Raw genomic sequence first — 17,231 nt, 5'->3', positions numbered from 1 at the left:
GCCGATGGTACTGCAGGGGGGACCCTGTGGGAGAGTAGGACGCCGCCGAACAAATTGTGAGAGAGCCCCCGGCCGGGGATACCGGTCCGGGGGCTTTCTGCATTTCCCGCCCCCTGCACCGCTTAGGCTCCTGCCATGCGCTATGACCTCGTCATTTTCGACAACGACGGCGTGCTCGTCGACAGTGAGCCCATTTCCAACCGGCTCCTCGCCGCGTATCTCACCGAGTTGGGGCACCCGACCTCGTACGAGGAATCCATACGGGACTACATGGGTGCGGCGATGCATCGGGTGCATGAGCTGGTGCTGGAGCGGACGGGGCAGCGGCTTCCCGAGGACTTTGACGATGTGTTTCATGCGCGGGTGTTCGCCGCGTTCGAGCGGGAGTTGAAGGCGGTGGCCGGCGTGGTCGACGTACTCGAGAAGCTGGCCGGGAAGCAGGTGCCGTACTGTGTCGCGTCTTCCGGGAGTCATGAGCGGATTCGGGTGGGGCATCGGGCGGCGGGGCTGGGCCGGTTCTTCGACGATGGGCGGATCTTCAGTTCGCAGGATGTCGGGCGGGGGAAGCCGGCGCCGGATCTGTTTCTGCATGCGGCCGAGCGCATGGGGGTTGCGCCGGAGCGGTGTGTCGTCGTCGAGGACAGCCCCTTGGGGGTCCAGGCGGCGGTGGCGGCGGGGATGGACGTGTACGGGTTCACCGCGATGACGCCTGCGGGGAGGTTGGACGGGGCCACTCGACTCTTCGCCGGCATGGGGGAGTTGGTCGAGCTGCTACTGGCCGGCTTCGAGCAGGGCGCTCGCTGAACTTGAGGGAAATTCATCTTTGGCTGGATCTACCCACCAGTATCCCGGGGCCTTACGCTCGCCGCCATGACTGATGTGCTGCGGCGCGGTAGGGCCTCGTTGGCGTTCAGCTTCTTCGCTCAGGGGGTCGCCTTTGCCCTGTTGGTGACCCGGATTCCGGCCATTCAGGACCGGTACGGGGTCTCCGACGCGCTGTTGCCCGCTTTCCTGGCCGCCGTGCCGATCCTGGCCGGCGTCGGGAGCGTCACGACCGAGCGGCTGGTGAAGCGGATACCCCCGAGTCGGCTGCTGCGGTGGTCCCAGCCGGTCGTGCTCCTGGCACTGCTCGGGGTCGGGGCGGGGGAGCGGATGGTCGAACTGGGGCTCGCGCTCGCCGCGTTCGGGCTGGCCGTGGGAGTGCTCGATGCCTCGATGAACATGCTCGGGGTGAGCCTGCAACGGTCGTACGCGCGCAGCATCATGCTCAGCTTCCATGCCGTGTACAGCCTGGGCGGGATCGCGGGGGCCTCGCTGGCGTGGGTCGGGGCGCACTGGGATCTGGCGCTGGTCGTCTCGTATCTGCCGGTCGTGGTGGTGTTGCTGCCGGCCGCGCTGGTCGGGAGTCGGTGGTACGTCGATGGTGGCCGCCAGGGGGGCGGGGGTGCCGATGTGGTGGCCCGGGAGGCAGGGGGGCAGGGGGCCGTTGCCTTCAAGGTGCTCCTGCCGCTGTGTCTGGTGATGACCTTCGCCTATATCGGGGACTCGACCGTCTCCAACTGGAGTGCGAAGTATCTCCAGGACGTGCTGGGGAGTTCGGAGCAGCTGGCTACCGTGCCGTACAACGTCTACATGGTGACCACGCTGGTGGGGCGGGCCATCGGGGACTTCGGGGTGCGGAGGTTCGGGGCCGTCGCGGTTGTGCGGATGGGGGCCCTGGTGGCGGCCGGGGGGTTCGCGGTGGTGGCCGGGGCGCCGGGGGCGTGGGTCGGGATGGTGGGGTTCACGCTGCTGGGGCTGGGGCTGTGTGTGCTGGTGCCGCAGACGTTCGCGGCGGCTGGGCGGCTTGCTTCCGAGAAGTACGGTCCGGAGGCTTCGGATGCGGCTGTCGCGCGGCTCAATGTGTTCAATTACGTGGGGTTTTTGATCGGTTCGCCCTTGGTTGGGGCGCTGGGCGATGCGTGGAACTATCGCGGGGCGATGCTTGTGCCGATGGTGTTGGTGCTGGTGACGCTTGTGTACGCCCGGTCGTTCGCCGCTCAACCGGACCGATACGGTGACGGGCATGAGCGGCCGCGCACAGCTGATGTGGGACGAGGCAGTAACGGGCTATGACTTCGGTCGGGACCATCCGATGGACCCGGTCCGTCTTGCCCTGACCAGGAGACTCGTCGATGCCTTCGGGCTGGACAAGGACGTGGACGTCGTCGCGGCGCAGCCGGCCGGGGAGTCGACGTTGCGGCTGGTTCATCGGCAGGACTACATCGAGGCTGTGAAGGCGGCCTCCGTGGATCCGGGGGCGGCGGATCAGTCGTACGGGCTCGGGACGATGGACGATCCCGCGTTCGCCGGGATGCACGAGGTGTCCGCGCTGATCGCGGGGCAGTCGGTGGGAGCCGCGGAGGCGGTGTGGCGGGGGGAGGCGCTGCATGCGGTGAACTTCGCGGGTGGGCTGCATCATGCGATGCCGGGGGGTGCGTCGGGGTTCTGTATCTACAACGACGCCTCGCTGGCCATCGCCCGGCTGTTGGAGCTTGGGGCCGAGCGGGTCGCCTATGTCGATGTGGACGTGCATCACGGGGACGGGGTGCAGGCGGCTTTCTGGGAGGACCCGCGGGTGCTGACGGTGTCGTTGCACGAGCATCCTCGTACGTTGTTTCCGCAGACCGGGTGGCCGGAGGAGACCGGGGCGGAGTCCGCGGAGGGTACGGCCGTGAATGTGGCGTTGCCCGCGGGGACCGGGGATGCGGGCTGGTTGCGGGCGTTCCATGCCGTGGTGCCTGAGTTGATCGCTGATTTTCGGCCGCAGGTGCTGGTGACGCAGCACGGGGCCGATACGCACTTCGAGGATCCGCTGGCGCATCTTGCCGTGTCGTTGGATGCGCAGCGGGCTGTGCAGGTGGCCTGTCATGACCTGGCGCACGAGTACTCCGACGGGAAGTGGGTGGCGCTGGGTGGGGGTGGATATGCCGTGGTGGAGGTCGTGCCGCGGTCGTGGACGCATCTGGTGGGGATTGCCGCGGGGCGGGCGATTGAGCCTGAGGCGGTGATTCCTGAGGGGTGGCGGCAGGAAGTGTTCGCGCGGACTCGGCAGTTGGGGCCGGCTCGGATGACTGACGGGCGGTGGCCGATCTCCTGGGCTGGGTGGGAGGCGGGGTACGACCCTGCGGATCGGTTGGATCAGGCGGTTTTGGCTACGCGGCGAGCTGTTTTTCCGTTGCGGGGGTTGTTGGCGTAGTGGGGGTGTGGGCCGGGGGATTTCGCCCCGCCGCCCCTACCCGTCCCATCCCTTGAAAGGGCTCCGCCCCTTCGACCCCGCCAGCAGGTTCTGCCCCCTGGACCCCCGCTATCGGCCCGAAGGGCCTCGTCCTCAAACGCCGGACGGGCTGAGAGGGCCTGGGTTCCGCGATGTCCGTTAGCCCGACTGTGCGGTCTTGCCGCGTTCCCGCGGCTCTGTGGCGGATTGTCCGTCAGGATCGCTGGCGTGTTGAGTACCGGGGCCCTTCGCGCTCATCTGCTGGCCGCTCGGCTTGCTGGGACGGTGGCGACTTCTCGGGAGGTGAGTCTAAGGAGTTATCGGCTCTTTGCGGCTCGGGATCCTCGTGTGCTCATCGGGTTGGATCCCGAGTGGGCTTGGGGGCAGCGGGATTTGATTGAGTTGATGGCGGAGAAGTGCGGGGTTTCGGCCGATCCGGGGTGTGTGTCCGGGCTGGATGTGATCGATCCGGAGCGGACTTTGCGTGGGTTGGATGCCTTCGCCGATCGGATCGGGGAGGCCGCGCAGCGTCGGGTGCCCGTGCTGCTCGGGACGGGGCATCCGCATCGGCTGCTCGGTTTCTACGCCGCCTTGGCGGACGCGTTGTCGGCGGCGGGATGTGCCGTTCTCACCCCGGCGCATGGTCGCTGTGTCGACATAACGACCCGGTTCGGCCTACGCACGTACAACCTTGCCTACGTACGAGGAGTCGCGTTGGTGCGGGAACCCGGCGCTCCGAGCACCGGGCGTGAGACCGGCGCACACACGCACTCGCCGCTCCCGGTTCGTATCGCGCTGGCGGCCACGGCGGAGGCCGGCGGGCCGTTGCCGGAGTTGGTGATCGGGGACCACGGTTGGGTCTGCGGGGCAGGTCAGCTGGGGTTTGAGGCCATTGGTCTGGCCGATACGGATGACCCCGCGCTCTTTGTGGGGGAGGCCGAGGGGTCTGTGTCCGTCGTCGTTCCACTTGATGACGCTGTGCGGTCTGATTACTACCGGCCGCTTACCCGCTACGTACTCAATCGAGCGTGTCTGTCCCAGTAGGCCGCCGATGGGTGCACCTCTTCCCCACTCGCATCACTGGCACCTACATTGGGGAGTGAGCACGCAGCGACGAAGAGTCACCGGAAGGGGAAGCCGGTGGCCGTCGAGTGCGGAAGGTTCAGGTGTGTCATGGCTGCAGCTGGCGAGAGGCCTCTGAACGAGGTTCAGTTCCTTACCGTGGCGGAAGTCGCCTCGGTGATGCGAGTGTCGAAGATGACCGTGTACCGGCTGGTGCACAGCGGTCATCTGCCCGCGATCCGGGTGGGGCGTTCGTTCCGCGTCCCGGAGCAAGCGGTTCACGAATACCTCCGCGAGAGCTATGTGGGGGTGGAAACCGCCTGACGGCAGTGGGTGCGAGGGGGGTCCTCAGGGCTCTTCGGGATTCCCCCTCTCCCCCTCGATTACGACCTCAGCGCTCGGGCGGGTAGGCTAGCCCCTCGTAGGTCGTATGGGCCCATGGCGCCCAACGCCGAGTGATGAGAAGTGAGCGAGGGTAGTCGTGGGCTCTGTTATCAAGAAGCGGCGCAAGCGGATGGCTAAGAAGAAGCACCGCAAGCTGCTCAAGCGCACGCGCGTTCAGCGTCGCAACAAGAAGTAAGCGCGGCGCGCCGCGAAAGTGGCGTGCTTTTGTGGCCCCCCATCAGAACTGGTGGGGGGCCACATGCGTATCGAGATCGCGTACGAGGGGTCGGACTCTGTGCGTATGACTGGACGAACGCATGAGCCGTCCGGTCGTACGCAGGGAATTTTCGTCACTTCATGCATTGGGCGGTCATCACAGCGCAACACCGACCCGCTAAGTTGGCCGCACACGGGGAACTCGGCAGGGTACGCAGCGGGACGAGTGCTGGAAGGAAGGCGCTGATCTTGGGCAAGGTCGTGCTCGTGACCGGAGTGGCCCGTCAACTGGGGGGCCGGTTCGTACGACGGATCCAGCGTGACCCGGAAGTGGACCGGGTGGTCGCCGTGGACGCGGTTCCGCCCGAGCACCATCTCGGGGGTGCCGACTTCATCCAGGCCGACATCCGGCAGCCCACCATCGCGCGGGTGCTGGCCGAGAGCGGCGCCGACACCGTCGTGCACATGGACGTGACCGGAACAGCGCTCGGCAGTGGCAGCCGGACCACGGTCAAGGAAACCAACGTCATCGGGACGATGCAGCTGCTCGGCGCCTGCCAGAAGTCCCCCAACGTCAAGCGACTGGTCGTGAAGTCCAGTACGAACGTGTACGGGTCCGCGCCCCGTGATCCGGCCGTCTTCACCGAGACCACGCCGCCCAAGTCGCTGCCCAGCGGCGGCTTCGCCAAGGACGCGGTCGAGGTCGAGGGCTATGTGCGCGGGTTCGCGCGGCGGCGGCCGGATGTCGCCGTGTGCGTGCTGCGGTTCGCCAACATCCTCGGTCCGACCGCGGACACGCCGCTCGCCTCGTACTTCTCGCTGCCGGTGCTGCCGACCGTGTTCGGCTACGACCCGCGGCTGCAGTTCGTGCACGAGGACGACGTGATCGAGGTGCTGCGCATCGGCTCGCACGAGCCGGAGCGGGGCACGCTGAACAGCGGCACCTTCAATATCGCCGGTGACGGTGTCCTCCTGCTCTCGCAATGTTCCCGGCGGCTGGGCCGCCCCACCGTGCCGCTCCTGCTGCCCGCCGTCACCTGGGCCGGCTCCCTGGTGCGTACGCTGGGCATGTCGGACTTTTCGCCCGAGCAGATCCGGCTGCTCACCCACGGCCGGGTGGTGGCGACGGACCAGATGCGAGAGACGCTCGGATTCAAGCCCAAGTACACGACGGCGGAGACGTTCGCGGACTTCGCCAAGAGCCGCGGTCCCGGACTCCTGCCGCCGGAGGCCCTTGCGGGGGCCGTCGACCGGATCGCCGCGCTGCCCGCGCTGGGCGGCGGCCACCTTCCGACGCAGAGCGCCAACTGAGGAGCGCATCAACGATGGCGGACGCCAAGGTCATTCCGTTCGACGACGACCGGTCCCGCGGGAGCGCCGTGCAGCGGCCGCAGCGGCGCCGCAGTGCGGGGAACCGGCGTAAGAGCGGTGAATCCGCGCTGGTACGCGAGGTCCAGCCCCTCCCCGGACGAGCCTTCTCGCAGGATGATGTTCCTGTGACACGTGAGGAACAGCCGCCCCAGCAGCCCCAGGACAACGGCGGCCTGGAGCGGCGGATCGCGAGCGGCCTGGCCTTCCTGCGCCGCCGCCTCACCGGGGACTACGAGGTCGACGACTTCGGGTACGACGAGGAACTCACCGACCAGGTCCTGATGTCCCTGCTGCGCCCGGTGTACGAGAACTACTTCCGGGTCGAGGTGAAGGGTGTCGAGAACATCCCGGCCGAGGGCGGCGCCCTGATCGTCGCCAACCACTCCGGCACGCTGCCGCTGGACGGCCTTATGATGCAGGTGGCCGTGCACGACCACCACCCGGCGGGCCGGCATCTGCGGCTGCTCGCCGCCGACCTGGTCTTCATGCTGCCCGTGGTCAACGAACTCGCCCGCAAGCTCGGCCACACCCTCGCCTGCGCCGAGGATGCCGAGCGGCTGCTGGGCCAGGGCGAGTTGGTCGGCGTGATGCCAGAGGGCTTCAAGGGCATCGGCAAGCCCTTCAGCGAGCGCTACAAGCTCCAGCGCTTCGGCCGCGGTGGCTTCGTCTCCACGGCCCTGCGCAAGGGCACGCCGATCATCCCGTGCTCGATCGTCGGCGCGGAGGAGATCTACCCGATGATCGGCAACGCGAAGACATTGGCCCGGCTGCTGGGCTTCCCGTACTTCCCGCTGACGCCGACCTTCCCGTGGCTCGGCCCGCTCGGCTCGATCCCGTTGCCGACCAAGTGGACGATCCAGTTCGGCGAGCCGATTCCTACGGATGGCTATCCGCCGGAGGCGGCCGAGGACCCGATGCTGATGTTCAACCTGACGGATCAGGTCAGGGAGCAGATTCAGCACACGTTGTACAAGCTGTTGGTGCAGCGGCGGTCGGTGTTCTTCTGACGAACGGGTCGGAGGACGAACGGGTCGGAGAAACGTTCACACGGCGATGGGGCGCCCCTGAGAGGGGCGCCCCATCGCCGTGTGACTGGCTCTGTGGTCGCTAGTTCGCGTCCTCGCCCTCGATGCCCAGGCCCGGCAGGAGACCGGGGAGCAGGGGCGGGAGGGTGACGGCGGGCTCGCTGCTCGGTGTGGATGTGGACGGGGAGGTGCCGGTGCTGTCGGTGTCCTTCGGGGGGTCGAGGAGGCCGCCGGTGTTCCCGCCGAGCAAACCTTCGCTCTCGCCGGCCGAGCTCTCGGCGGACTTGCTGGGACCGCCGGACCGATTGCCGTCGGAGGAGCCGCCGGCGCTGGGGTGGGCCGACCGGTCGGAGCCGGACGTGCCGGTCGATGAGGAGCCGGAACCGCCCCGGCCCTTGCCGTCGCCGCCCTGTGCCGGGGTCGGCGGGAGGAGCGACTGCAGCGGCGCGACCTCGTCGTCTATGGCGTCGAAGACCGAGGACACCTGCTCGCTGACGTCCCCGAGCTGGACGGGAAGCCGCTCACGGAGGTGGCCCCACGCCTCGCGGTGCGAGCGTGAGAAGGCGGAGAGGGCCTGGATGGGCCCCAGGGAGTCCGGGTGGCGCTGGTAGGCCTCGCGGAGCAGACGGTGCCCCTCCGAGGCGTCGTGCCGCATCCCGGACAGGGCGCGGCGGATCTCGCCGAGCGACTCGTGGTCGAGTTGCCCGCCGCGGCCCCGCTCCATCAGCCGCCGGGCCTCGTTCAGCCGGGTGGAGGCCTGGTCGAGATACGTTCGCCCGCGCTCGTCGTCGCCGTCGGCCAGGACGTTGAGCTTGAAATCCTCTATGCCGCGCTTGAGGCCGTAGAGAGAGTCTCCGGGCAGGGCGTCGGAACTCGCCGCGGCGACTCCGCCGAAGGCGCTCGCGGCGACGCCGACGCTGAGTCCGCCCGCGGTGAGGCCCTTGGCCAGCCGTGAACGCGGTCGCAGCTTGCCCAGTGGCGATGCCCGATGCGCGCCTCTCGCCCGCTCCGAACGCTGCTCGGGCAGGGCGGGTCCCGCCTCGCCTCCCGCAGCGCCCTCCTGGAGCATGGCCTCCATCGCGGCCACGAGCTGGGCCCGCTGGACGACCTTGACCTCGGGGTCGAGTACGGGCTTGGGCAACTCGCCGAGACCCGTGGTGAGGGCCAACAGGCGCCCCTGCTCGGTCTGTTCCGCAGCAGCCGGTGCCGGTGCCGATCCATCGGGCTGCTCGGCCTGCTCGGCCGCCGAGCCCCGGTCGGACAGCTCCTCCAGGGCCTGGGCGAAGGCGTTCGCCCGCCGGTGCGCCGATACGTTCGCGATCACTGGCGGCACCTCCTCTCGTCATGACGGTCGACTCCCCAGGGGGTCCTGAGGGTTGCACGCCCTGACCGAATCCACACGATCGAGTGATCGAAGTCGGCCAGGGAGTGACCACAGGGAGCCTGCATCCCGCACAACGAGCGGCTTGGCACTTGGGTTACGGACGGAGGATGAACGGACCGCGAAGTCAACAGACTTTCACCGAGGGTGAGTTGAAGGTTGCTGAGTGTGCTGGTTCGGTGTGGGGGACGCGCTCAGCGTGCGTCGTCCGGGAGGAGCCGGGCGAGGGTGCGGACGGCTCGGTACTGGAGGGTCTTGATGGCGCCCTCGTTCTTGCCCATGACGCGGGCGGTCTCGGCGACGGAGAGGCCCTGGAGGAAGCGGAGGGTGACGCACTCCTGTTGCTGGGGGTTGAGTCGCCGTACGGCGTCGAGGAGTGCGGCGTTGGAGAGGGACTCGAGGACGGAGTCCTCGGGGGAGCGCTCGACCTCGTTGGCGTCGAGCATCTCGCCGGTGGTCACCTCCAGCCGGAAGCGGCTGGACTTGAAGTGGTCGGCGACGAGGTTGCGGGCGATGGTGACGAGCCAGGCGCCGAAGTCGCGGCCCTGCCAGGTGAAGGTGCCGATGCGCCGGAGCGCCCGCAGAAAGGTCTCGCTCGTGAGGTCCTCGGCGGTGGCCTTTCCTCCGACCCGGTAATAGATGTAGCGGTAGACGGTGTCGCTGTACTGGTCGTAGAGCCTTCCGAACGCGTCGGCCTCGCCGGCCTGTGCGCGTTCCACGAGATCCATCATTCGAGCGCTGTCGCTGTCCGCGGCAGGTCGACGAGCGGTTGCCGTACCGGCCGAGGCCGAGCGTCCCCGTCTGCCGACGGCGGCGCTGCCGTCGGCAAGCGCGTAGCACGGGCCTACGGGCGCGGTGGTTACGGCGAGGGCGGGGACGGCGTACGCGGTGGGGACGAAGCCGCGCAACAGGTCTTTGACCGTTGCGCGCAGCGTAGCCAGGCCCGAGGCGTCAACCCCGACGTGTGGGTACACGGGACTCCCAGAGGCAGAGCTTCCATCACGTGCAGTACGGGACCGTTCACCCGTCGTAGCGACGGAGGGGTACCGGATTGCGTCTGAGGAGAATAACGCTTCGTGCAGGCCCTGCTACGCCCAGTTGCTCAAATCATCGATTGCGTCTCTTCTGTAACCGTTTGGCGGCCGATCAAGTGCCGGAGAGTGATCGCTTGTTGATCGAATTCGTCCGTGTTCGGGCTGTCTCCGGGGCGTGTTGTGGTCGTGTGCAGCCAAGGGGACTGGACAGGGGGTTGCGGGGGTATGGGATGCGGATTGGGTTGCGTGACCGGGCGTGGTCAACTTGGCGCCCGGGGTGGGTTTTCTCGCCCCCGCCGCCCCTACCCGTCCCATCCCTGAAGGGGCTCCGCCCCTTCGACCCCGCCAGGGGGCTCTGCCCCCTGGACCCCCGCTCCTCAAACGCCGGAGGGGCTGGAAAGCCGGCACACGCCGAAGGGGCTGGAAAGGCGGCGCACGCCGGAGGAGCTGGAAGGGCGGCGCACGCCGAAGGGCCTGGGGTGCAGTGGCGTGACTTTCTGTAACCGTGGGTGGCTACCGGCGGCGCCTGTGCAGGGCGATTGCCGCTGCTGTGCCGCCGGCCACCGCTCCGACTCCTGCCGCCGCCGGGATGCCGACCTTCGCTGCCTTGCGGCCGGTGCGGTAGTCGCGTAGGCGCCAGTCGAGTTTGCGGGCGTGCTTGCGGAGCTTGCTGTCGGGGTTGATGGCGTAGGGGTGGCCGACGAGGGAGAGCATCGGGATGTCGTTGTGCGAGTCGCTGTAGGCCGCGCAGCGGGAGAGGTCCAGGCCCTCCGCGGCGGCCAGGGCGCGGACCGCCTCCGCCTTCGCCGGGCCGTGCAGGGGTTCGCCGACCAGCTTGCCCGTGTAGACGCCGTCGACGGATTCGGCGACCGTGCCCAGCGCGCCCGTGAGGCCGAGGCGGCGGGCGATCACCGTGGCGATCTCCACCGGAGCCGCGGTCACCAGCCAGACCTTCTGGCCCGCGTCCAGGTGTGCCTGGGCGAGAGCGCGCGTGCCGGGCCAGATGCGCTCGGCCATGTACTCGTCGTAGATCTCCTCGCCGATCGACTGGAGCTCGGCGACGCGGTGGCCCTGCACGATCGACAGGGCCGAGTCGCGGGCCTCCTGCATGTGCTCGGGGTCCTCGACCCCGGCCAGCCGGAACCACGCCTGCTGCCAGGCGAACTTGGCGAGGTCGCGGGTCTCGAAGAACTTGCGCTTGTACAGGCCCCGCCCGAAGTGGAAGAGGGCGGCGCCTTGCATCACGGTGTTGTCCAGGTCGAAGAAGGCGGCGGCCTTCTCGTCGCCGAGCACCGGGAACTCCGGTTCGACGGTCTCGGAGACCTCCGTCGCTTCCTGCGACGATTTCCGCGCTGCCTCCGCCGAAGCCTCGCCAGCCAACACGCTCCGCGCCGTGGCGGAACGCCTACGGGGAGTGAGCCATCCAAGAGCGGCCATGACCGTGAGCATAGCCAGTTTGTTCGGTGCTTCCGGAGTCGAGAGGTTTGAAGGTTGTGAACTCTCCGCGACCGCGCAGTTAAACAGCGTGGTGGAGCAGCGGCCCGGTCTCCGCGTGGCGGCGCGGGAGAATGGCTGACATGAGCCCTCTTTTTCGTCGCGCCGCAGCCAAGTCCCCGCAGGACCGGCTCGTCACCCTGATCGGGAAGCCCGACTGTCATTTGTGTGATGACGCACAGATCGCCGTCGAGAAGGTCTGTGGCGAGCTGGGGGTTCCCTGGGAGGTGAAGGACATCAACCAGGATCCCCAACTCCACGACCAGTACTGGGAACAGATCCCCGTCGTCCTCGTCGACGGAGCCCAGCACACCTTCTGGCGTGTGAACGAAGATCGCCTCCGCAAAGCACTGACCGAGCGGTGACCGAGCACTGACCGGGTAGTCCAACTTTGCCGAAAACGGCTTAGGATCGACGGCGACTTGGTCTCGGGGGCGGGGATCGTTGAGGAGAGTGTGCGGTTTTGCCCCCAGGAGATGAGGAACGGTGGTGCGTGTGCGCCGGTTCCAGACCAGTGCGCCGGGCGTGCGTGAGCCCGGTCACGTTGGGCGGGCAAATCGGACACCATCTTTGTGCACGCGTTCACAAAGACATAGCCTGCATTCGACGGGGCGGTCTGGGCACGACTGACCGCCGGCAGTCCCGCTCTACCCGCAGGAGCACCGTGGCAACTGGCCGAACTCACCGACCGGCGACCCGTAGCCGAGGGATTCCCGAGGCCACCGTCGCCCGGCTTCCGCTGTACCTCCGAGCCCTGACCGCGCTGTCGGAGCGCTCGGTACCCACGGTCTCCTCCGAGGAGCTCGCGGCCGCGGCGGGGGTCAACTCCGCGAAGCTGCGCAAGGACTTCTCGTACCTGGGGTCGTACGGCACGAGGGGTGTCGGCTACGACGTCGAGTATCTCGTCTACCAGATCTCCCGTGAGCTGGGGCTCACCCAGGACTGGCCGGTTGTGATCGTCGGTATCGGTAACCTCGGCGCCGCGCTCGCCAACTACGGCGGGTTCGCCTCTCGTGGCTTCCGGGTCGCCGCGCTCATCGACGCCGACCCCGCGATGGCCGGAAAGCCCGTCGCCGGGATTCCCGTGCAGCACTCCGACGACCTGGAGAAGATCATCCAGGACAACGGCGTGTCGATCGGTGTCATCGCCACCCCCGCCGGTGCCGCCCAGGCCGTCTGCGACCGGCTCGTGGCCGCCGGCGTCACCTCCATCCTGAACTTCGCGCCGACCGTCCTGACCGTCCCGGACGGCGTCGACGTACGCAAGGTGGATCTGTCGATCGAGCTGCAGATCCTCGCCTTCCACGAGCAGCGCAAGGCCGGCGAGGAGGCCCACACCGACGGCGCCGGACCGGCCGCCGTCACCCGCGAGGAGCCCGCCGAGGCCGCCGCGTCCGCCGACAACCAGGGGCCCGACGGGGACGTACCCGCCGTGATGCCGGCATGAGTCTCCTCGTCGTGGGGCTGAGCCACCGCAGCGCCCCGGTCAGCGTCCTGGAGCGCGCGGCGCTCGGCGCGGACACCCAGATCAAGCTGCTGCAGGACACGGTCGCCGCCGAGCCCGCCACCGAGGCCGCGGTGCTCGCCACCTGCAACCGCATCGAGCTGTACGCGGACGTGGACAAGTTCCACGCCGGCGTCGCCGAGTTGTCCACGCTGCTCGCCCAGCACAGCGGGGTGGGGCTCGACGAGCTCACGCCGTATCTGTACGTCCACTACGAGGACCGGGCCGTCCACCATCTGTTCTCGGTGGCCTGCGGGCTCGACTCCATGGTCGTCGGCGAGGGCCAGATCCTCGGGCAGATCAAGGACTCCCTCGCCAAGGCGCAGGAACTGCACAGCGCCGGGCGGCTGCTGAACGACCTGTTCCAGCAGGCCCTGCGGGTCGGCAAGCGCGCCCACTCCGAGACCGGCATCGACCGCGCCGGGCAGTCCCTGGTCACCTTCGGCCTGGAGCAGTTGTCCGCCGGTACGGCCGTGGAGGACTGGGCCCGCGGCAAGCGGGCGCTGGTCATCGGCGCCGGCTCGATGTCCTCGCTGGCCGCCGCCACGCTCGCGCGGGTCGGGGTCACCGAGATCGTGGTCGCCAACCGGACCTACGACCGCGCCGAGCGGCTCGCAGCCCTCCTCGGAGAGCAATATGGACAGGGCCTCAGCGCTGCCGACGGCACGGACGTGCTGGCCCGCGCGGTACCGATGGATGCGGTGCCGGGCGAGCTGACACGTGCCGATGTGGTCGTCTCCTGCACCGGCGCGACCGGGATCGTCCTCACGGCCGAGGAGATCGCCGCGGGCGTGGAGGGCCGTACCGGTCAGCCGGTCACCTTCGAGGAAGCCGGCGGTCGTACGGCTGCCAAGGCGCCGGCCGGCAGGAGCGCCGCCGACGCCACCGACGTACGGCAGACCCCGCTGCCGCCCACCAGCGTCGGCGCCGACGAGGACTGCCCGCTGGATCTCGGCTCCGTGCAGGGAGGTTTCTCTGTCATGGGGGAGGCCGCCGTCGCCGGGATGGACGCGGCCACCCTGGAGCAGCACGCGAGCTGGGCCGCGGGCAGTGCCGTCGACCGCCGTGAGGCCGCCCGGCGCAGCCCCGAGGCCGACGCCGAGCTGATCACCGCGCTCGCCGCGACCGTGGCCACCGTCGGCCGGATCCCCGAGCGGCGCAGGCCCGAGCCGGTCGCCGAGGCGGTCCGCCCCACGCCGGTTCTCTCGCTTCTCGACCTCGCCATGCCGCGCGACATCGACGCGGCCGTGCACCGGCTCGCCGGGGTGCGGCTGGTGGACATCGAGTCGCTGGCGGAAGCCTCCGCCGACGCTCCGATGGCGGCCGACGTCGACCAGGTCCGCCGTATCGTCTCCGACGAGGTCGCGGCCTTCGGGGCGGCGCAGCGGGCCGCGCACATCACGCCCACCGTCGTCGCTCTGCGCACGATGGCCGCCGATGTCGTGGCCAGCGAGATCGCCCGTCTGGAGGGCCGGCTGCCGGGCCTCGACGACAAGCACCGCGGCGAGATCACGCAGACCGTGCGGCGCGTCGTCGACAAGCTGCTGCACGCCCCGACCGTACGGGTCAAGCAGCTCGCGGCAGAGCCGGGCGGCGCGGGGTACGCGGATGCCCTGAGGACCCTGTTCGACCTCGACCAGGAGACGGTGGCCTCCGTCACCCGGGCCGAGGACAGCACCGAGAAGAACCGAGGCCCACGATGACTCAGCAGCCACTACGGCTCGGCACCCGGCGCAGCAGACTCGCCATGGCCCAGTCCGGGCAGGTCGCGGACGCCGTGAGCCAGGTGACCGGACGGCCCGTCGAACTCGTCGAGATCACCACGTACGGCGACGTCTCACGCGAGGCCCTCGCGCAGATCGGCGGCACCGGCGTGTTCGTCACCGCCCTGCGTGACGCGCTCCTGAGGGGCGAGGTCGACTTCGCGGTGCACTCCCTGAAGGATCTGCCGACCTCGCAGCCCGAGGAACTGACCCTCGCGGCCGTGCCCGAGCGGGAGGACCCGCGCGATGTGATCGTCGCGCGGGACGCCCTGAAGCTCACCGACCTGCCGCGCGGGGCGCGCATCGGCACGGGTTCGCCGCGCCGGATGGCGCAGCTGAACGCGTACGCGCGCAGCCACGGGCTGGACATCGAGACGGTCGCGATCCGGGGGAACGTCGACACCCGGATCCGGTACGTGCGCGACGGTGAGCTGGATGCGGTGGTGCTTGCCGCGGCCGGGCTGCGGCGCATCGGCCGGATCGACGAAGTGACCGACTTCCTGTCGGTCGACACAGTTTTGCCCGCCCCCGGCCAGGGGGCCCTGGCGATCGAGTGCACCGCGGGTAACGCGGACCTCGTCGCCGCGCTCGGCGAGCTCGACGACCCGTTCACGCGGGTCGCCGTGACCGCCGAGCGATCACTGCTCGCCGCCCTGGAGGCCGGCTGCTCCGCCCCTGTGGGCGCGCTGGCCGACCTGCTGGCCGACGGGCAGATTGTCAAGGAAATGCGCCTGCGCGGCGTCGTCGGTACGACCGACGGCACGCGGATGGTGCAGCTGTCCACCACCGGTCCCGTGCCCGAGACGCACGACCAAGCGCTGGCGCTCGGTCGCGAACTCGCCACCGAGATGCTTGCCCAGGGCGCGGCCGGTCTGATGGGGGAGCGAGCACATTGAGCCCCACCACCCTTCCCGCCGGCCTTGAACACGGGCACGTCACCTTCCTCGGTGCCGGACCCGGGGATCCGGGGCTGTTGACTCTGCGCGCCGTGGAGGCGCTGGCGAACGCGGACGTACTCGTCGCCGAGCACGAGGTGCTCGACGTGGTACGCGTGCACGCCAGGCACGGTGTCGCCGAAGTGCACACGGACACGGGTCCCGATTCGGACGCCGCTCCGGGCACAGGCGCGCCTCAACTAGCGGTTGTTGACGGCGCGTCAACGACCGCTGCGCTACCCGCGGTGCGGGATGCCGCACATCTTGTCATGGAGGCCGCGCGGGGCGGCAGGCGGGTCGTGCGTGCGGTGTCCGGGGATCCCGGGCTCGACACGTACGCCGCCGAGGAGATGCTGGCGTGTGCCGCGGCGGGCGTGCCGTTCGAGGTCGTGCCCGGTGTCGCCGCGGCCGTGGGTGTGCCGGCGTACGCCGGTGTGCCGTTGCGGGACGCGCAGGGCGCGGACGTGCGGTTCGTGGACGCGCGCACGGCGTCCGACCGGTGCTGGACCGAGGTCGGGGCGTCGGACGGCACGGTTGTCGTGTCGACGACGCTGGACTCCGTCGGCGCGGCCGCCGGTGAGCTGGTGTCCGCCGGACGTAAGCCCGATACGCCGATGACGGTCACCGTCGCCGGTACGACGACTCGGCAGCGGACCTGGACCGCGACGCTCGGGACCATCGCGCAGACGTTGAAGCAGGCCAAGGTGCTGCCCTCGCCGGAAGGCGGGCGGCCGGTGATAGCCGTGGTCGGTGAGCGTTCCGCCGCGGCCCAGCGTGATCAGCTGTCGTGGTTCGAGTCCAAGCCGCTCTTCGGGTGGCGGGTGCTCGTGCCGCGGACGAAGGAGCAGGCCGCTTCGCTCTCCGACCAGTTGCGGTCGTACGGGGCCGTGCCGCACGAGGTGCCGACGATCGCCGTCGAGCCGCCGCGGACGCCTCAGCAGATGGAGCGGGCGGTCAAGGGGCTGGTGACGGGCCGTTATGAGTGGATCGCTTTCACTTCGGTGAACGCCGTCAAGGCCGTGCGGGAGAAGTTCGAGGAGTACGGACTCGATGCCCGTGCGTTCGCCGGGATCAAGGTCGCGGCGGTGGGGGAGCAGACCGCGAAGGCGCTGATCGCCTTTGGTGTGAAGCCGGATCTGGTGCCCAGTGGGGAGCAGTCGGCTGCCGGGCTGCTTGAGGACTGGCCGCCGTACGACCCTGTTTTTGATCCGATCGACCGGGTGTTCCTGCCGCGGGCGGATATCGCGACCGAGACCTTGGTGGCCGGGCTCATCGAGCTGGGCTGGGAGGTCGATGACGTCACGGCCTATCGGACCGTGCGGGCCTCGCCGCCGCCGGCGGAGACGCGGGAGGCGATCAAGGGGGGTGGCTTTGATGCCGTTCTCTTCACGTCGTCGTCGACTGTGCGGAATCTGGTGGGGATCGCCGGTAAGCCGCACAACGTGACGGTGATCGCGTGTATTGGGCCTGCTACGGCGAAGACCGCTGAGGAGCATGGGCTTCGGGTGGATGTGATGGCTCCGGAGCCGTCTGTGCACAAGTTGGCCGAGGCGTTGGCGGAGTTCGGGATGCGGCGGAGGGCTGCCGCCCTGGAGGCTGGGGATGCGGTTACTCGGCCCAGTGAGCGGCGGCCGGGGGCTCGGCGGCGGCGGTCCACTACGTAGGTGTGAGCGGCGGGGGTGGTTTCGCCCCCGCCGCCCCTACCCGTCCCATCCCTTGAAGGGGCGCTGTCCCTTCGACCCCGCTGGGGGCTGCGCCCCCAGACCCCGCTGTCGGCCCTGCGGGCCTCGTCCTCAAACGCCGGAC

At 69.3% G+C, this 17,231-nt stretch carries 16 protein-coding genes; 13 read left to right on the top strand and 3 right to left on the bottom strand.

Features of this window, described 5'->3' with window-relative positions:
• Positions 1-135 precede the first annotated feature (135 nt).
• The 8 genes from ACZ4UU_RS22095 to ACZ4UU_RS22060 all read left to right on the top strand — a co-directional run bounded on the left by ACZ4UU_RS22095 (position 136) and on the right by ACZ4UU_RS22060 (position 7,296).
• Positions 136-804, top strand: a complete 669-nt coding sequence (locus ACZ4UU_RS22095; RefSeq protein WP_471905069.1) for an HAD family hydrolase — start codon at positions 136-138, stop codon at positions 802-804.
• A gap of 66 nt (positions 805-870) precedes the next feature.
• Entirely contained in the window at positions 871-2,115 is a 1,245-nt protein-coding gene (locus ACZ4UU_RS22090) for an MFS transporter (RefSeq protein ID WP_471905068.1), read from the top strand.
• On the top strand, positions 2,066-3,238 hold the full coding sequence (locus ACZ4UU_RS22085; RefSeq protein WP_471905067.1) for an acetoin utilization protein AcuC: 1,173 nt from the start codon (positions 2,066-2,068) through the stop codon (positions 3,236-3,238). The genes ACZ4UU_RS22090 and ACZ4UU_RS22085 overlap by 50 nt, the downstream gene beginning before the upstream one ends.
• A 246-nt stretch (positions 3,239-3,484) precedes the next feature.
• Entirely contained in the window at positions 3,485-4,300 is an 816-nt protein-coding gene (locus ACZ4UU_RS22080; protein ID WP_471905066.1) for a phosphatase, read from the top strand.
• Between the two features lie 129 nt (positions 4,301-4,429).
• Positions 4,430-4,642, top strand: coding sequence for a helix-turn-helix domain-containing protein (locus tag ACZ4UU_RS22075; protein WP_004984898.1), 213 nt, complete (start codon positions 4,430-4,432; stop codon positions 4,640-4,642).
• Positions 4,643-4,799: 157 nt separating this feature from the next.
• The gene (locus ACZ4UU_RS22070; protein WP_003948845.1) at positions 4,800-4,898 is read left to right on the top strand and encodes a 30S ribosomal protein bS22; all 99 of its coding nucleotides are present in this window, start codon (positions 4,800-4,802) and stop codon (positions 4,896-4,898) included.
• A gap of 269 nt (positions 4,899-5,167) precedes the next feature.
• Positions 5,168-6,229: an NAD-dependent epimerase/dehydratase family protein gene (locus ACZ4UU_RS22065; protein ID WP_471905065.1), complete on the top strand. Its 1,062-nt coding sequence runs from the start codon at positions 5,168-5,170 to the stop codon at positions 6,227-6,229.
• Positions 6,230-6,243: 14 nt separating this feature from the next.
• Entirely contained in the window at positions 6,244-7,296 is a 1,053-nt protein-coding gene (locus tag ACZ4UU_RS22060; protein WP_471905064.1) for a lysophospholipid acyltransferase family protein, read from the top strand.
• A 100-nt stretch (positions 7,297-7,396) separates the two neighbouring features.
• On the opposite strand, the gene ACZ4UU_RS22055 is transcribed toward ACZ4UU_RS22060, so the two are convergent.
• The 3 genes from ACZ4UU_RS22055 to ACZ4UU_RS22045 form a co-directional block, all read right to left on the bottom strand.
• A complete protein-coding gene (locus tag ACZ4UU_RS22055; RefSeq protein WP_471905063.1) occupies positions 7,397-8,638 on the bottom strand; it encodes a DUF5667 domain-containing protein in 1,242 nt (413 codons plus the stop codon).
• A gap of 251 nt (positions 8,639-8,889) precedes the next feature.
• Positions 8,890-9,669: an ECF subfamily RNA polymerase sigma factor, BldN family gene (locus ACZ4UU_RS22050; protein WP_471905062.1), complete on the bottom strand. Its 780-nt coding sequence runs from the start codon at positions 9,667-9,669 to the stop codon at positions 8,890-8,892.
• 573 nt (positions 9,670-10,242) lie between these two features.
• Positions 10,243-11,166 carry an HAD family hydrolase gene (locus ACZ4UU_RS22045; protein WP_471905061.1) on the bottom strand — a complete coding sequence of 308 codons (924 nt, stop codon included), beginning with the start codon at positions 11,164-11,166 and terminating at the stop codon, positions 10,243-10,245.
• A 131-nt stretch (positions 11,167-11,297) separates the two neighbouring features.
• Between ACZ4UU_RS22045 and ACZ4UU_RS22040 the strand changes: the two genes are divergently transcribed.
• From ACZ4UU_RS22040 to ACZ4UU_RS22020, 5 genes are all read left to right on the top strand, one after another.
• Entirely contained in the window at positions 11,298-11,588 is a 291-nt protein-coding gene (locus ACZ4UU_RS22040) for a glutaredoxin family protein (protein WP_471905060.1), read from the top strand.
• Positions 11,589-11,887: 299 nt separating this feature from the next.
• Positions 11,888-12,670 (top strand): redox-sensing transcriptional repressor Rex, encoded by a 783-nt coding sequence (locus ACZ4UU_RS22035; protein WP_471905059.1) that lies wholly within the window; start codon positions 11,888-11,890, stop codon positions 12,668-12,670.
• Positions 12,667-14,430, top strand: a complete 1,764-nt coding sequence (locus ACZ4UU_RS22030) for a glutamyl-tRNA reductase (RefSeq protein ID WP_471905058.1) — start codon at positions 12,667-12,669, stop codon at positions 14,428-14,430. Before ACZ4UU_RS22035 ends, ACZ4UU_RS22030 begins: the two co-directional genes overlap by 4 nt.
• On the top strand, positions 14,427-15,386 hold the full coding sequence (gene hemC / locus ACZ4UU_RS22025) for a hydroxymethylbilane synthase (RefSeq protein WP_471905057.1): 960 nt from the start codon (positions 14,427-14,429) through the stop codon (positions 15,384-15,386). The genes ACZ4UU_RS22030 and hemC overlap by 4 nt, the downstream gene beginning before the upstream one ends.
• The gene (locus ACZ4UU_RS22020) at positions 15,383-17,089 is read left to right on the top strand and encodes a bifunctional uroporphyrinogen-III C-methyltransferase/uroporphyrinogen-III synthase (RefSeq protein WP_471905056.1); all 1,707 of its coding nucleotides are present in this window, start codon (positions 15,383-15,385) and stop codon (positions 17,087-17,089) included. Before hemC ends, ACZ4UU_RS22020 begins: the two co-directional genes overlap by 4 nt.
• Positions 17,090-17,231: the final 142 nt, after the last annotated feature.

This window comes from Streptomyces sp. NPDC028907 (genome assembly GCF_055564995.1).
Note: the sequence above shows the minus strand (reverse complement) of the source record. Positions and strands in the feature narration are given on the sequence as shown.

What these genes read in the sequence shown, in the direction of transcription:
- ACZ4UU_RS22090 (WP_471905068.1), top strand. Translation starts at nt 871, where the DNA reads ATGACTGATGTGCTGCGGCGCGGTAGGGCCTCGTTGGCGTTCAGCTTC.
- ACZ4UU_RS22040 (WP_471905060.1), top strand. Translation starts at nt 11,298, where the DNA reads ATGGCTGACATGAGCCCTCTTTTTCGTCGCGCCGCAGCCAAGTCCCCG.
- hemC (WP_471905057.1), top strand. Translation starts at nt 14,427, where the DNA reads ATGACTCAGCAGCCACTACGGCTCGGCACCCGGCGCAGCAGACTCGCC.
- ACZ4UU_RS22095 (WP_471905069.1), top strand. Translation starts at nt 136, where the DNA reads ATGCGCTATGACCTCGTCATTTTCGACAACGACGGCGTGCTCGTCGAC.
- ACZ4UU_RS22075 (WP_004984898.1), top strand. Translation starts at nt 4,430, where the DNA reads ATGGCTGCAGCTGGCGAGAGGCCTCTGAACGAGGTTCAGTTCCTTACC.
- ACZ4UU_RS22060 (WP_471905064.1), top strand. Translation starts at nt 6,244, where the DNA reads ATGGCGGACGCCAAGGTCATTCCGTTCGACGACGACCGGTCCCGCGGG.
- ACZ4UU_RS22045 (WP_471905061.1), bottom strand. Translation starts at nt 11,166, where the DNA reads ATGGCCGCTCTTGGATGGCTCACTCCCCGTAGGCGTTCCGCCACGGCG.
- ACZ4UU_RS22085 (WP_471905067.1), top strand. Translation starts at nt 2,066, where the DNA reads ATGAGCGGCCGCGCACAGCTGATGTGGGACGAGGCAGTAACGGGCTAT.
- ACZ4UU_RS22030 (WP_471905058.1), top strand. Translation starts at nt 12,667, where the DNA reads ATGAGTCTCCTCGTCGTGGGGCTGAGCCACCGCAGCGCCCCGGTCAGC.